Origin of the sequence: Ramlibacter tataouinensis, from assembly GCF_027941915.1 — a bacterium.
Taxonomy (GTDB): Bacteria; Pseudomonadota; Gammaproteobacteria; order Burkholderiales; family Burkholderiaceae_C; genus Ramlibacter; species Ramlibacter tataouinensis_C.
Window position 1 is genome coordinate 553,563 of the sequence record NZ_CP116009.1, and the last position, 14,547, is coordinate 568,109.

The 14,547-nt window shown below is 72.4% G+C and carries 12 protein-coding genes; 4 read left to right on the forward strand and 8 right to left on the reverse strand.

Annotated features, from left to right (window positions below; translation table 11 throughout):
- Position 1 precedes the first annotated feature (1 nt).
- The 4 genes from PE066_RS02500 to PE066_RS02515 form a co-directional block, all read right to left on the reverse strand.
- Positions 2–1,066, reverse strand: a complete 1,065-nt coding sequence (locus PE066_RS02500; RefSeq protein ID WP_271234988.1) for an alpha-ketoacid dehydrogenase subunit beta — start codon at positions 1,064–1,066, stop codon at positions 2–4.
- 3 nt (positions 1,067–1,069) lie between these two features.
- Entirely contained in the window at positions 1,070–2,305 is a 1,236-nt protein-coding gene (locus PE066_RS02505) for a 3-methyl-2-oxobutanoate dehydrogenase (2-methylpropanoyl-transferring) subunit alpha (protein ID WP_271234989.1), read from the reverse strand.
- A gap of 165 nt (positions 2,306–2,470) precedes the next feature.
- Complete coding sequence (locus PE066_RS02510; RefSeq protein ID WP_271234990.1) at positions 2,471–3,034, reverse strand: restriction endonuclease; 564 nt, start codon at positions 3,032–3,034, stop codon at positions 2,471–2,473.
- 16 nt (positions 3,035–3,050) lie between these two features.
- A complete protein-coding gene (locus PE066_RS02515; protein ID WP_271234991.1) occupies positions 3,051–3,527 on the reverse strand; it encodes an FKBP-type peptidyl-prolyl cis-trans isomerase in 477 nt (158 codons plus the stop codon).
- A 92-nt stretch (positions 3,528–3,619) separates the two neighbouring features.
- Between PE066_RS02515 and PE066_RS02520 the strand changes: the two genes are divergently transcribed.
- The 3 genes from PE066_RS02520 to PE066_RS02530 all read left to right on the forward strand — a co-directional run bounded on the left by PE066_RS02520 (position 3,620) and on the right by PE066_RS02530 (position 9,443).
- A complete protein-coding gene (locus tag PE066_RS02520; RefSeq protein WP_271234992.1) occupies positions 3,620–6,403 on the forward strand; it encodes a hybrid sensor histidine kinase/response regulator in 2,784 nt (927 codons plus the stop codon).
- 76 nt (positions 6,404–6,479) lie between these two features.
- The gene (gene glgC / locus PE066_RS02525) at positions 6,480–7,808 is read left to right on the forward strand and encodes a glucose-1-phosphate adenylyltransferase (protein ID WP_271234993.1); all 1,329 of its coding nucleotides are present in this window, start codon (positions 6,480–6,482) and stop codon (positions 7,806–7,808) included.
- Positions 7,809–7,874: 66 nt separating this feature from the next.
- Positions 7,875–9,443, forward strand: a complete 1,569-nt coding sequence (locus tag PE066_RS02530; protein ID WP_271234994.1) for a class I adenylate-forming enzyme family protein — start codon at positions 7,875–7,877, stop codon at positions 9,441–9,443.
- 251 nt (positions 9,444–9,694) lie between these two features.
- Here the strand turns inward: PE066_RS02530 and PE066_RS02535 are convergent, their stop codons facing one another.
- The 3 genes from PE066_RS02535 to PE066_RS02545 all read right to left on the reverse strand — a co-directional run bounded on the left by PE066_RS02535 (position 9,695) and on the right by PE066_RS02545 (position 13,191).
- A complete protein-coding gene (locus PE066_RS02535) occupies positions 9,695–11,140 on the reverse strand; it encodes a Do family serine endopeptidase (RefSeq protein ID WP_271234995.1) in 1,446 nt (481 codons plus the stop codon).
- Between the two features lie 100 nt (positions 11,141–11,240).
- Complete coding sequence (locus PE066_RS02540) at positions 11,241–12,551, reverse strand: ATP-binding protein (RefSeq protein ID WP_271234996.1); 1,311 nt, start codon at positions 12,549–12,551, stop codon at positions 11,241–11,243.
- A complete protein-coding gene (locus PE066_RS02545) occupies positions 12,532–13,191 on the reverse strand; it encodes a response regulator (protein WP_271234997.1) in 660 nt (219 codons plus the stop codon). The genes PE066_RS02540 and PE066_RS02545 overlap by 20 nt, the downstream gene beginning before the upstream one ends.
- A gap of 218 nt (positions 13,192–13,409) precedes the next feature.
- On the opposite strand from PE066_RS02545, the gene PE066_RS02550 reads away from it, so the two are divergent.
- On the forward strand, positions 13,410–14,018 hold the full coding sequence (locus tag PE066_RS02550; RefSeq protein ID WP_271234998.1) for an ATP-dependent Clp protease proteolytic subunit: 609 nt from the start codon (positions 13,410–13,412) through the stop codon (positions 14,016–14,018).
- A 120-nt stretch (positions 14,019–14,138) separates the two neighbouring features.
- Here PE066_RS02550 and PE066_RS02555 read toward each other — a convergent pair whose 3' ends face one another.
- The gene (locus PE066_RS02555; protein ID WP_271234999.1) at positions 14,139–14,519 is read right to left on the reverse strand and encodes a hypothetical protein; all 381 of its coding nucleotides are present in this window, start codon (positions 14,517–14,519) and stop codon (positions 14,139–14,141) included.
- Between the last annotated feature and the right edge of the window lie 28 nt (positions 14,520–14,547).

The window sequence follows — 14,547 nt, forward strand, 5'->3', positions numbered from 1 at the left end:
ATCAGCCCTCCAGCACGCGCTTGAGCGCGGCGCCGACGCGATCCGGCCCGGGGAAGTAGGCCCACTCCTGCGCATGCGGGTACGGCGTGTCCCAGCCCGCGACCCGCTCGATCGGCGCTTCCAGGTGGTAGAAGCAGTGCTCCTGCACCAGCGCCGACAGCTCGGCGCCGAAGCCGCTGGTCTTGGTCGCTTCGTGCACGATGACGCAGCGGCCGGTCTTCTTCACCGAAGCCACCACCATGTCCAGGTCCATCGGCCAGATCGAACGCAGGTCGATGATCTCGGCATCGACGCCCGCCTCGCGCGCCGCGCACTCCGACACCCACACCATGGTCCCGTAGGTCAGCACCGTCACCTGCGAGCCGGGCCGGAACACGGCAGCCGAGTCGAGCGGCACGCGGTAATAGCCCTCGGGCACGTTGCCGCGTTCGTGCTTCGACCAGGGCACCACGGGCCGGTCGTGGTGGCCGTCGAACGGGCCGTTGTACAGCCGCTTGGGCTCCAGGAAGATGACCGGGTCGTCGCACTCGATCGCGGCGATCAGCAGGCCCTTGGCGTCGTACGGGTTGCTCGGCATCACGGTGCGGATGCCGCAGACGTGGGTGAACAGTGCCTCCGGGCTCTGGCTGTGGGTCTGGCCGCCGTAGATGCCGCCGCCGCAGGGCATGCGGATGGTGATCGGGCAGGTGAAGTCGCCGGCCGAGCGGTAGCGCAGCCGCGCGGCCTCCGACACGATCTGGTCGGACGCCGGGTAGAAGTAGTCGGCGAACTGGATCTCCGCCACCGGCCGCAGGCCGTAGGCGCCCATGCCCACCGCCACGCCGACGATGCCGCCCTCGTTGATCGGCGTGTCGAAGCAGCGGTGCTTGCCGTACTTGGCCTGCAGGCCCTCGGTGACGCGGAACACGCCGCCGAAGTAGCCCACGTCCTGGCCGAACACCACGACCTTGTCGTCGCGGTCCATCATCACGTCCATGGCCGAGCGCAGGGCCTGGATCATGGTCATGGGCCGGGTCGCCACGGCGGCCGTCTCGACCGCCTGCGCTTCACGGGTTTCGGTCAGCATGGCTCAGACCCCCAGTTCCTGCCGCTGCCGGCGCAGGTGCGCGGGCATCTCGGCGTACACGTCCTCGAACATCGCCGCCGGGCTGGGGATGTGCCCGTCCAGCAGCGTGCCGTAGCCCTCGGCCTCCTTCTGCGCGGCGGCCACCTCGGCTTCCAGTTCAAGCCGGACCTGCTCGTGCTCCTGCTCCGACCAGGCGCCAAGTGCGATCAGGTGCTGCTTCAGGCGCTGGATGGGGTCACCCAGCGGGAAGCGCTGCCAGTCGTCGGCCGGCCGGTACTTGGACGGATCGTCCGAGGTCGAGTGCGCGCCGGCGCGGTAGGTGACCCACTCGATCAGCGTCGGCCCCAGGTTCGAGCGGGCCCGCTCGGCAGCCCACTTCGACGCCGCGTACACCGCCAGGAAGTCGTTGCCGTCGACCCGCAGCGAGGCGATGCCGCAGCCGACGCCGCGCGCCGCGAAGGTGGTCGATTCGCCGCCGGCGATCGCCTGGAAGGTGGAGATCGCCCACTGGTTGTTGACCACGTTCAGGATCACCGGCGCCCGGTACACGTGGGCGAAGGTCAGCGCGGTGTGGAAGTCCGCTTCCGCCGTGGCGCCGTCGCCGATCCAGGCCGAGGCGATGCGGGTGTCGCCCTGGATCGCCGAGGCCATGGCCCAGCCCACCGCCTGGATGAACTGGGTGGCCAGGTTGCCGGAGATGGAGAAGAAGCCGGCCCGCTTGTACGAGTACATCACCGGCAGCTGGCGGCCCTTGACCGGGTCGCGCTGGTTGCTCATGAGCTGGCAGATCAGCTCGACCATCGGAATGTCGTCGCGGCTGAGCAGCAGACCCTGCTGGCGATAGGTGGGGAAGCACATGTCGCCGGGCTCGATCGCCGCCGCGTGGGCGCAGGCGATGGCCTCCTCGCCCAGGCTCTGCATGTAGAACGAGATCTTGCGCTGGCGCTGCACCACCATCATGCGGGCATCGAACGTGCGCGTGCGTATCATCGCCCGCAGGCCCTTGCGCAACTGCGCGGTGGAGATCTCGGGCGCCCACGGGCCGACGGCGCGGCCCTCGGGGTCGAGCACGCGCACCAGCTGGTAGGCCAGGTCGGCGGTGTCGAAGTGGGTGGTGTCCACCGGCGGCCTTCGCACGGCGCCGGCTTCGGACAGCGGGAGGTAGGAGAAGTCGGTGGCACAGCCGGGCCGCCCCGAGGGCTCCGGCACGTGCAGCCGCAGGGGCTGGTGCTCGCTCATGCAATCGCTCCGCGTGCTTCTGGCACGCCAACAGGGTTGCAGATCGGGAGCGCGACAGCGGGTCAGCCACCGCCCTCCCGAGGTGTCCGCGCGGATCGCGCGCAGGCTGGTCAGTTTAGCGGCGGGCAGGCGTCCGCGGGGATTCCCGCGTTCGCCGGAATGTCGTCAGGAACGCAGCAGCCGGGCCAGCGTGGTCCCCTGGAGCACTTCGATGGATCGGGCCTTGGCCAGCGACCGGGCCTGCGGGCTGAGCTCGCCCAGGGCCACGTAGACGCCGCGGCCGACCTCCTGCCGCTGCATGGCCTGGTCCAGCGCCTGCAGCGCCTCCTCGCCATGGCGCGCGGCCTTCCAGCGCCGCGCCGACACCAGCGTGGGCACGCCCTTGCGCTCGAGCACCAGATCGGCGCCGCCCTCGCCCGGCCGCACCTGCCAGCCCTCGCGCGCGAAGCCCGCGCGCAGCGCCTGCTCGAACTGCGGCCACGACATCTTCGCCGCGCCGTCCAGCAGTTGCTGCGCCTGCGCCGGGCTGGGCGCGTTCCACTGGCGCCAGCAGGCGATCGCGCCGATCACGACGAAGGGCAAGGCACCCATGCTGCCCACCGTGCGCAGGTCCTGCGGCAGCAGCGCCTGCGCCAGCGCCACCAGGCCGAGTGCGACCGCGATGCTGATCCACCAGGGCGATCGCAGCAGCACCGCGAACAGCGAGTTCTCCGCCATGCGGAACTTCATGCGAAACCCCGCCGGTTCAGTGGTGGTGGCCGTGCTCGCCGTGGGCGTGCCGGTGCTGGATCTCCTCCGGCGTGGCCGCGCGCACGGCCAGCACCTTGACCATGAAACGCAGCGCCTGCCCGGCCAGCGGGTGGTTGCCATCCAGGTGCACGGTGTCTCCCCTGACCTTGGCGACCCGGAACGCCTGCGGCCGGCCCTGGTCGTCGGGCAGTTCCAACACCCCGCCCACCTTCACGCCCGGCGGGAATTCGCGCTTGGGCAGGGTCCGAACCAGCTGCTCGCCGCGCTCGCCGAACGCGTCGGGCGCCGCCAGCTGCAGCGTGAGCTGGTCGCCCGCCTGGCGGCCTTCCAGCGCGGCCTCCAGCTTGGGCAGGGTGTTGCCATAGCCGCCGTGCAGGTAGGCCTCGGCGCCCTTGCTCTGGTCGAGCAGGCGGCCCTGCAGGTCGGCGATCCTGACCGCCAGCGTGACGACGGTGTCCTTGGTGATGTGCATGGGCCGATTCTGCCAAGGTCGGGCAGGCACTCCGGGTTGAGGCGCGTCCCGGTTTGCCACTACCATGTGCCGCCCGGCTTTGCACTCCCCGCATGAGCTCCAGCCCGCTCCCGGCCCAGGGGGAGGTCGCCCGCCTCCTCCAGGCCCCGGATGGGGCGTCCCCCGCCCTGGGAGAACCCTCGCGCTGGTCCCAGGCCCTGCGCACCGTCGCCGCCCTGGTCCTGAACGCGCCGCGCCCGATGTACGTGGCCTGGGGCGCCGAACTGGCCCTCCTGTACAACGACGCCTACCGCCACATCCTCGGCGACCGGCACCCGGCCGCCCTCGGCCGGCCGCTGCGCGAAGTCTGGCCCGAGATCTGGGACTGCGTCGGCCCGCTGCACGAGCGCGCCCTGCGGGGGGAACCGGCCCAGATCGAGGAAGTGGAGTGCACGCTGCGGCGCGCGGGCGCCGAGGTGCAGGCCTGGTTCGCCGTGTCCTGCAGCCCGGTGCACGACGGCGACCGCGTGGCCGGCGTGCTGTGCCTGATCGACGAGACGACCGAGCGCGTGCTTACCGAGCGCCACCGGCGCGACGAGTACCGTCGGCTGCAGCAGTGGTTCGCGCAGGCGCCCAACCTGCTGGCCGTGCTGCGCGGGCCGCAGCACGTGATCGAGGTGGCGAACCGGGCGGTGCACGAGTTCACCGGCCGCGGCGACATCGTCGGGCGGACCGTGCGCGAGGCCCTCGACCTGGAAGGCCAGGGCTATTACGAACTGCTCGACGAGGCGTATCGCAGCGGCACCGCCTTCGTCGGCCGCTCCATGGCGGTCAAGCTGCGCCGCGGGCGCGACACGCCGCGCGAGGACCGGCTGTTCGACCTCGTGTTCCAGCCCATGCGCGACGACGCCGGCCGCGTGGCCGGCATCTTCCTTTCGGCCGTCGATGTCACCGAGCCGACGCAAGTCACGGCGGCGCTGCGCGCCAGCGAGCACAAGCTGAAGGAGGCCACCGAGGGCGCGGGGGTCGGCACCTGGGAGATCGACCTCATCGCCGGACGCGGAAGCTGGTCGGAGCGCGGCGCGCAGCTGGTGGGGCTCGGCCGGCGCGAATTCACCGCCACCGATTGGGTCGAAGGGCTGCACCCGGACGACGTGCCGGTGGTGCAGGCGATCTGGCAGCGGGCACTGGCCGAGGGGCGTCCCTACGAGGTCGAGTACCGCACCCACGCGCCGGCCGCCGATGGCGGGCCGCGCTGGCTGCTGGCCCGCGGGCGGGTCGAGTCCGATGACCACGGACGGCCGCTGCGGGCGTCCGGCGTGCTGTTCGAAGTGACCCCGCGCCGGCGGGCGCAGGATGCGCTGCGGCAGGCCGAGCAGGCGCTACGGGCGGCCGAGGAAGGCATGCAGCTGGCGATGACCATCGCCGACGCCGGCACCTGGGACTGGGACATGGTCAGCGGCCGGCTGGTCTGGTCGCGCAGCCGCTTCGAAGTGCTGGGCCTGCAACCCACGCCCGGCGGCGAAGCGAGCATGGACCTGTGGCTCAACGCCATCTGGCCCGAGGACGTCCCGGCGCTGCATGCCGAATGGCAGCGGGCACTGGCGGCGCGCGACGTGTTCCGCTCCGAACACCGGATGCGGCGCGTCGACGGGCAGCTGATCTGGGTGACGGCGGCCGGCCGCTTCTTCTACGGCGAGGACGGCGAGCCGGTGCGCTTCGTCGGCGTGTTCTTCGACATCAGTCAGCGCAAGAAGACCGAGGAGGCGCTGCGCAACGCCGACCGCCGCAAGGACGAATTCCTGGCCACCCTGGCGCACGAGCTGCGCAACCCGCTGGCGCCGATCCGCAACGGGCTGGCCATCCTGCGCGTGCCGGGGCTGGAGGACGCCACGCGCGAGCGCATGCTGGAGCTGATGGAGCGCCAGGTGCAGCACATGGTGCGGCTGGTCGACGATCTGCTGGAGGTCTCGCGCATCACGCGCGGCAAGATCGAACTGCGGCGCGAGGTGGTGGAACTGCGCTCGCTGGTGCGCGCCAGCCTGGAAGGCATGCAGCCGCAGTTCCACGCCGCCCAGCACCAGGTGCGGGTGGACCTGCCGCTCCAGCCGGTGCTGGTGAACGCCGACCCGATCCGCATCGCGCAGGTGGTCGACAACCTGCTGGCCAACGCCTGCAAGTACACGCCCGACGGCGGCCAGGTGCGCGTCGGCCTGCGTGCCGAACGCGGGCAGGCGGTGCTGACGGTGGCGGACAACGGCACCGGCATCCCGCCCGACATGCTGGACCGGGTGTTCGAGCTGTTCACCCAGATCGACCGCACGCTCGGACGCGCCAAGGGCGGCCTGGGCATCGGCCTGACGCTGGTGCGTCAACTGGTGCGCATGCACGGCGGCACGGTGCAGGTCGAAAGCGGCGGCATCGGTGCCGGCGCCCGCTTCACCGTGCGGCTGCCGCTGCTGGCGGCCGGCGCCGAGCCGGCCGGCGCCGGCGTCGCGCCCGGACTGCCGGCCTCGGCCCAGCCGCTGCGCGTGCTGGTGGTGGACGACAACCACGATGCCGCCGACAGCCTGGCCCTGCTGCTGATGGCCGCCGGGCACGAGGTGCGCACCACCTACGACGGGCCGGCGGCGCTGCGGGCCGTCCCCGAGTTCGACCCGCAATGGGTGCTGCTGGACATCGGCATGCCCGGCATGAACGGCCACGAGGTCGCGCGGGCGCTGCGGGCCCGTCCCGGCGGCGACCGGCTCAAGCTGGTCGCCGTGACCGGCTGGGGCCAGGCCGACGACCGCCGGCTGACGCAGGCCTCGGGGTTCGACGCCCACCTGGTCAAGCCGGTTGAGCCGGCCGCCCTGCTGCGCCTGCTGGAGCAGGACGAGCTGGCGCACCCGGCCTAGCACCCCACTTCCGGCCGAGTCCTACAGCGCGCCGTGCCGCGCTGCCGGAAAGTGCAACCTGAGCAAGGAGGCGCTCATGGCCAAGGAAGACCTGGCGTTCGATCACCTCACCCCGACCCCCCGGCTGGACGAGGACCCGCGCACGGCCGAGCGCCTCAGCCTGGCGCGCCAGCTGCCCAAGCGCACCGTGGCGCTGGTGCTGGCCGGCGGGCGCGGCTCGCGCCTGCACGAGCTGACCGACCGCCGCGCCAAGCCGGCGGTCTACTTCGGCGGCAAGTTCCGCATCATCGATTTCGCGCTGTCCAACTGCATCAACTCCGGCATCCGCCGCATCGGCGTGCTGACCCAGTACAAGTCGCACTCGCTGCTGCGCCACCTGCAGCGCGGCTGGAACTTCCTGCGCGGCGAGGTCAACGAGTTCATCGACCTGCTGCCGGCCCAGCAGCGGGTGAGCGGGGCCGACTGGTACCGCGGCACCGCCGACGCGATCTACCAGAACATCGACATCCTCAAGTCCTACGCGCCCGAGTACATCCTGGTGCTGGCCGGCGACCACGTCTACAAGATGGACTACTCGCTGATGCTGCTGGACCACGTGGAGTCGGGCGCGCGCTGCACCGTCGGCTGCATCGAGGTGCCGCGCATGGAGGCGACGGCGCTGGGCGTGATGGCGATCGACGAGCGGCGCCGCATCACCGCCTTCCTGGAAAAGCCGGCGGACCCGCCCGCCATGCCGGGCAAGCCCGACCGCGCGCTCGGCAGCATGGGCATCTACGTGTTCGATGCCCAATACCTGTACCGGCAGCTGGAGGAGGACTGCGTCGACCCGGCCTCGCACCGCGACTTCGGCCAGGACGTGATCCCCCGGCTGGTGGCGCGCGGCAACGTGCTGGCCCACCCGCTGGGCCTGTCCAGCGTGCCGGCCAGCACCCGGCACAACCCGTACTGGCGCGACGTCGGCACGGTCGATGCGTTCTGGGCCGCCAACCTGGATTTGGCGTCGAACATGCCCGAGCTGAACATCTACGACCGCGACTGGCCGATCTGGACCCACCAGGAGCAGCTGCCGCCGGCCAAGTTCGTGCCGGACGAGCGCGGCCGCCACGGCGAGATCGCCAACGTGATGGCCTCGGGTGGCTGCATCGTGTCGGGGTCGGACCTGTCGCACTCGGTGCTGTTCTCCAGCGTGCGGGTGCACTCGTGCTGCTCGATCCGCGAGGCGGTGATCCTGCCGGGCTGCGACATCGGCCGCGGCAGCAAGCTGTCGAAGGTGGTGATCGACCGCGGTTGCCAGATCGCCGAGGGCACCGTGATCGGCGAGGACCCGCAGCTCGATGGCGAGCGCTTCCACCGCACCGACAGCGGCGTCGTGCTCGTGACGAAGGACATGCTGGGGCAGGACTGAGCCGCGGGCGGCGGCCCCGGGTGCGGGGCAGAATCACAGCCCACCCCGCACACGCCGCGCCCTTCCATGACCGCACCGGCCACCGCTCCCAGCGCCCTTCCGCCCTTCCGGGCCATCGCCGATCTCGCGCGCGAGCACGCCGCCGCGCGGCCGCTGCGCACGGCGCTGGTGCATGGCGAGCACCGCCTGTCCTGGGGCGAACTCGACGTGCTGATGGACCGCGTGGCCGCGGCGCTGCAGCGCGATGGCGTCCAGCCGCGGCAATCGATCGCCATCAGCGGCGCCAACGGCATCGCCTATGCCGTGCTGTTCCTCGGCGCCCTGCGCGCCGGCGTCGCGGTGGCCCCGCTGCCCGGCGGCGCGACGCCGCAGCAGCTGGCCGGTATGGTGGACGACAGCGGCGCGCGGCTGCTGTTCGCCGACGACGCCGTGCCGGCGCTCGCGACCGGCGTGCCGCGCATCGCGCTGGCCGACTTGCAGGTCATTCCCGCGCAGGCGGGGATCCAGCGCAACGCGCCCTCGACCGTCGGCGAGTGGCTGGCCCCCGAAGGCACCCAGCCGGACCCGGTCGACGTCCAGCCCGACTGGCCCTTCAACATCATCTATTCCTCCGGCACCACCGGATCCCCCAAGGGCATCGTGCAGCCGCACGGCATGCGCTGGGCGCACGTGGCGCGCGCGGCGGCCGGCGGCTACGGCCCCGAATCGGTGGCCCTGCTCGCCACCTCGCTGTGCTCCAACACCACCCTGGTGTGCTTCTTCCCCGCGCTCTCGCGCGGCGGCACCGTCGTGCTCACCGAGGGCCGGTTCGACGCCGGCGCCTACCTGCGGCTGGCCGAGCGCGAGCGCGCCACCCACGCCATGCTGGTGCCGGTGCAGTACCAGCGGCTGATGGCCCACCCCGGCTTCGACCGCTTCGACCTGTCGTCCTTCGTGATGAAGTTCTGCACCAGCGCGCCGTTCAGCGCGGCGCTGAAGGCGGACGTGCTCAAGCGCTGGCCGGGCGGGCTGACCGAGTACTACGGCATGACCGAGGGCGGCGGCACCTGCATGCTGTTCGCGCACGAGTTCCCCGACAAGCTGCACACGGTCGGCCGGCCGGCCGAGGGGCACGACATCCGCCTGATCGACGAGGACGGCCGCGAGCTGCCGCCCGGCGAGATCGGCGAAGTGGTGGGCCGATCGAGCGCGATGATGACCGCCTACCGCAACCAGCCCGGCCAGACGCGCGAGGCCGAGTGGTACGACGCGCAAGGCCAGCGCTTCATCCGCACCGGCGACGTCGGCCGCTTCGACGCGGACGGCTTCCTCACGCTGATGGACCGCCGCAAGGACCTGGTGATCAGCGGCGGCTTCAACATCTATCCGAGCGACCTCGAGGCCGTGCTGCGCGAACACCCGGCCGTGGCCGACGTGGCCGTGGTCGGCGTTCCCTCGGCCGAATGGGGCGAGTCGCCGGCCGCCTTCGTGGTGCCGCACGACGATGCTCCCCCGCCCGAGGAACTGCGCGCCTGGGCCAACCAGCGCCTGGGCAAGACCCAGCGGCTGGCCGGCGTGCGCTACATCGCCGAGCTGCCGCGCAGCGACATCGGCAAGGTGCTCAAGCGGCAGTTGCGCCAACAGTACGCGGGCTGACCGGGCGCGCGCTGGCCCGCAAGCCTAGGGCTTACCCCGACACCTGGCAAAAGTTCCCGCCGCCGGGCAGGCCGGGCACGGGGAATTCCCGGGAACGCCACGCGCACGCCGCCCCCTACACTGGCAACGGGATCCGAGAGATCCTTTGGGAAGATGAGATCCGCCAGACTCATCTGCTTGGGGCCCCTCACCGGGGCCCCTTTTTTGCGGCATGCCGCTTCCCGTCCCGCGCTTGCCAGCGCCCGCCGGCGTCAGCCCACCTGCACCGGCACGAACAGCGTGTCCTCGCCGCGCTGCACCAGCAGCGCCACGCTCTTGCCGCTCTTGTCCACCGCCGCGCGCGCCGCTTCGACCGACTTCACCGGCGTGCCGTTGACCGCGACGATCACGTCGCCCGGCTGCACGCCGGCCTTGGCGGCGGCGCCGGCGACCTGCTCGACCACCAGGCCGCCGCGGCCGTCCTGCTCGCCCAGCGGCCGCAGCGCCAGGCCCAGCTTGCCGCCCGTGGCCGCCTGGACCGGGGCGGCATCGCCGTCCGCAGCGGCCCGCTTTTCCTGCGCGCCGGCGAGGGTGGCCACGAGATCCTTCGACTCGCCCTTGCGCCACACCTTCAGCTGCACCTTCTCGCCGGGGCTGCGCGCCGCCAGCTGCGCCGGCAGGTCGCCCGAGCCGATCACGTCGTGGCCATCGACCGCATGGATCACGTCGCCCGGCTGCAGGCCGGCCTTGGCGGCGGCGCTGCCGGGCTCGACCCGGGCAACCAGCGCGCCCTGCGGCCGCGGCAGCCTGAAGGAATCGGCCAGCGCCTGGTTCACCTCCTGCACCACCACGCCCAGCCGTGCGTGGTCGACCTTGCCGTGGGCCACGATCTGCTGCTGGATCTTGGCCGCCAGGTCGATCGGGATCGCGAACGACACGCCCTGGTAGCCGCCCGAGCGGCTGTAGATCTGCGAGTTGATGCCCACCACCTCGCCGCGCGAGTTGAACAGCGGGCCGCCCGAGTTGCCCGGGTTGATGGCCACGTCGGTCTGGATGAAGGCCACGCCGCTGCCGTCCGGCAGGGTGCGCGACTTGGCGCTGACCACGCCGGCGGTGACCGTGTTCTCGAAGCCGAATGGCGAGCCGATCGCCAGCACCCAGTCGCCCACCTGCAGGTTCTGGGTCGAGCCGAGCTTGACGACCGGCAGGTCCCTGGCGTCGATCTTGATCACCGCGACGTCCGTCTTCTCGTCGCTGCCCAGCACCTTGGCCTTGAACTCGCGCCGGTCGGTGAGCTTGACCGTGACCTCGTCGGCGCCCTTGACCACGTGGGCGTTGGTCAGGATCAGCCCACCGGGATCGACGATGAAGCCAGAGCCGGCGCCGCGCACCGGCACCTCGCGCTCCAGGCCCGGAGCGCCGGGCGGCTGGAAGCGGCGGAAGAAGTCCAGCGGGTCATCGCCGTCCATGTCGGGCAGCGCGGCGGTCTTGCGCGTCCCCGAGACCGTGATGTTGACGACCGCCGGGCCCTGCTCGCGCGTGATCTGCGCGAAGTCCGGCGTGCGGGTCGGCGCGTTTGCGCTCGCCGGGTTCGCGGCGGGCGGCGCGACCGCCGCCTGCACGGCGGGCTGGCGGTACGCCAGCTCCACCCCGGCGCCGCCGGCGACACCGGCGGCCATCAGGGCGAGCACGAGGGGAGCGGAGCGGAAGCGGTTCATGGGGCAGTCCTCCTGGGGGGAATCGGTTGACGGTGACTGTGCGCCCCGGTTCTTAGGCGTGGCTTAAGGCGCGCCCACTCCCGCGCGACCCCGTCGTCCTTCAGGGAAACCGCACCTCCACCCGCAGCCCGCCGAGCCGCTTCGATTCGCCCAGCTGCACCTGCGCGCCGTGCCGCCGCGCAATCGCGGCGACGATGGGCAGGCCCAGGCCGCTGCCGGGGGCGTCCTCGTCGGGGCCGCGCCAGAAGCGGTCGAACACCCGCTCGCGGTCGGCCGGCGGCACCCCCGGGCCGCTGTCTTCCACGGCCAGCAGCGTTCCGCCACCCGGCGCCGGCCCGAGCACGATGTCCACCTGGCCGCCGGCCGGCGTGTACTTCACGGCGTTGTCCAGCAGGTTGCGCAGCAGGGTGCGCAGGCTGTCGGCATCGCCTTGCACGCTGAGCGGCCCGGCCGGCGCATCCGCCAGGCCGACATCGACCTGCCTGTCGCGCGCCAGCGGCAGCACGTCGGCCACGGCTTGGCGGCACAGCGCCTCCAGGTCCACCGGCGCGGGCACGCCGGCCGGCTCGCCCTCCTCGCGCGCCAGCGCCAGCAGCTGCGTGACCAGCCCGATCGCGCGGGCGATGCCCTGCTCCAGCCGCGCCAGCGCGGCGTCGCGCGCCGGCCCGGCCGGCTCGCGCTGCAGCGACTGCGCCTGCAGCTTCAGCGCCGTCAGCGGCGAGCGCAGTTCGTGCGCCGCATCGGCGACGAAGCGCTGCTGCGCCGCCAGGGCCTCGCGCACGCGGGCGAACAGCGCGTTCAGGTCGTGCACCAGCGGCTGCACCTCCTGCGGCAGGCCGCCGGCCTCCAGCGGCGACAGGTCCTCGGCCGGGCGCGCCGCCACCTGCCGGCGCAACCGCTGCACCGGCGCCAGCGAGCGGTCGATGACGAACCACACGGCCAGCATCAGCAGCAGGCCGAGCAACCCCACCGGGACCACCGCTTCCAGCGCCAGCGCCCGGGCCCGGGCCTGCCGCCGGTCCAGGTCCTGCGCGATCTGCACCGAGCGGTCGCCGGTGCGCAGCGTGTACAGGCGGTAGCGGGTGCCGTCCACCCGCTGCTCGGAAAAGCCGATCACCGCCGGCGGCGGCAGCGCCGGGCCGGCGCGGAACAGCAGCACGCCGTCGCCGGCCCAGATCTGCACGGTGTAGTCCAGCTCTTCGCCGGGGCGCAGCGGCAGCCCGGCCTGGGCCGAGCGCGCCAGCGCCTGCAACTGGGTGTCGAACAGCGCATCGGCGGTGCGCAGCGCGGTGCGGTAGGCGCTGGCGGCCTGCAGCGCGCTGGCCAGCGCCACCGCCGCCAGCACCAGCCCCAGCAGGCGCCGGCGCAGCGAGTGCGCGGGCGTGGCGGCCTCACTCGCGCGGGACGACATAGCCCAGGCCCCGCACCGTCTGGATCAGCCCCGCGCCCAGCTTCTTGCGCACGCCGTGCACGTAGACCTCCACCGCGTTGCTGCTGATGTCCTCCTTCCAGCCGTACAGCTTTTCCTCCAGCTGCGCGCGCGAGAACACCACGCCGGGGCGCAGCAGCATGGGCTCCAGCACCGCCCACTCGCGCGCCGACAGCGCCACCGGCCGGCCGGCCAGCGTGGCCTCGCGCGTGGCCGGGTTGAGCACCACGTCCCGATGCCGGATCAGCGCCTCGCCGCGGCCGGCGCTGCGCCGCACCAGTGCGCGCAGGCGCGCCAGCAGCTCGCTGGTGTCGAAGGGCTTGACCAGGTAGTCGTCGGCGCCGGCGTCGAGTCCGGCCACCCGGTCGGCGACCGCATCGCGCGCCGTCGCCACCAGCACCGGCACCCGGTTGCCGCGCGCGCGCAGCCGCGCGAGCACATCCAGCCCGCTGCCCCGCGGCAGGCCCAGGTCCAGCACCACGGCGTCGTAGCTGCCGGCCGCCAGCGCGGCATCGGCCTGGTCGGCATCGCGCACCCAGTCGGCCGCCCAGTGGTCGGCGCGCAAGGCGCCCTGGACGGCCTCGCCGATCATGCGGTCGTCCTCGACCACCAGCACGCGCATGGATCGATGCTGCCGCGGGTTGCGCCTCGGCCGTGTAGGAACGGGCCGGGTCGTCGGCGGTGCGCGGGCCCGGCCGCAGCCAGGCCCCGGCGATGAACCAAGCCGCCGTCGGGCCGCCGCGGCTGAGCCAGCGGCCGGTGCATGATGGCGACCTGGTTGAACGCGCAAGCGGCGGATGGCCGCCGGCGCGGGAATGACGAAATCACAGGAGCCCTGCCATGGAAACACCCCAGGAACACGAAGAACCCGCCGCTGCGGCCCCCTCCACCGCGGAGCCGCGCAATGCCTTCCTGGAGGAAAAGGCCTTCAAGTCGCGCACCGTGCTGCTGTTCGGCGAGGTCAGCGACCGCTCGGCCGCCGACATCGCGCGCCGGCTGATCGCGCTGGACGCCGAATCGGACAAGCCGATCGACATGCTGGTCAGCTCGCCCGGTGGCCACCTCGAGTCGGGCGACGCGATCCACGACATCATCCGGTTCATCGCCGCGCCGGTGAACATGATCGGCACCGGCTGGGTGGGCAGCGCCGCCACCCACCTGTACCTGGCGGTGCCGCGCGAGCGGCGCTTCTGCCTGCCCAACACCCGCTTCCTGATCCACCAGCCCAGCGGCGGCGCCGGCGGGCCGGCCAGCGACATCGCGATCCACGCGCGCGAGATCATCAAGGCGCGCGAGCGCATCGCCCAGACCATCGCCCGCGAAACCGGCCGGCCGCTGGACGGCGTGCTGGTCGACATCGAGCGCGACCGCTGGCTGTCCGCCGAGGAAGCGATCGACTACGGGCTGGTGGGCCGCATCATCCAGAACAAGTCGGAACTGCGGCGCTGAGGCCGCGGCGCGCCGCAGACAGGAAAGCCGGGCCTGTGCCCGGCTTTTTCGTAGAAGGTCGGATGCTTGCTCGCAAGCCGGAACGCACCCGGCCCTTCCTGGATGGCCGCGAGGCCGCTCTCAGGACGTCGACTTGCTGGTCTTCTTCGCCGCCTTGGCGTCGGCCTGGGCGCGCTTGACGTCGGCCAGCGCCTTGTCGTGGGCGGCCTTGGCGTCCTTCTGGCAGGCCTTCTGCTCGTCGCCCTTCATGGGCTGGCACTTGGCCTTGGCGGCCTTGTAGTCGGCATCGGCCTGCTTCTTCATGGCCTTGGTGTCGGTGGCTGCCGTGGTGCTGGAGGACGCACCGGGCGAGGCCGTCGCAGCGCCGCTGCCCGTGCTGCCGGTGGATGCCGATGCACCGGACGAAGGCGAAGTCGCCGTGCCGGACGAAGTCTGCGCGAATGCGCCACCGGACAAACCCAGCATGAGGGCGGCGGCCAGGGCGATGAGGGACTTGTGCATGAGGTTCTGCTCCTTGGTTTGGGCCGGA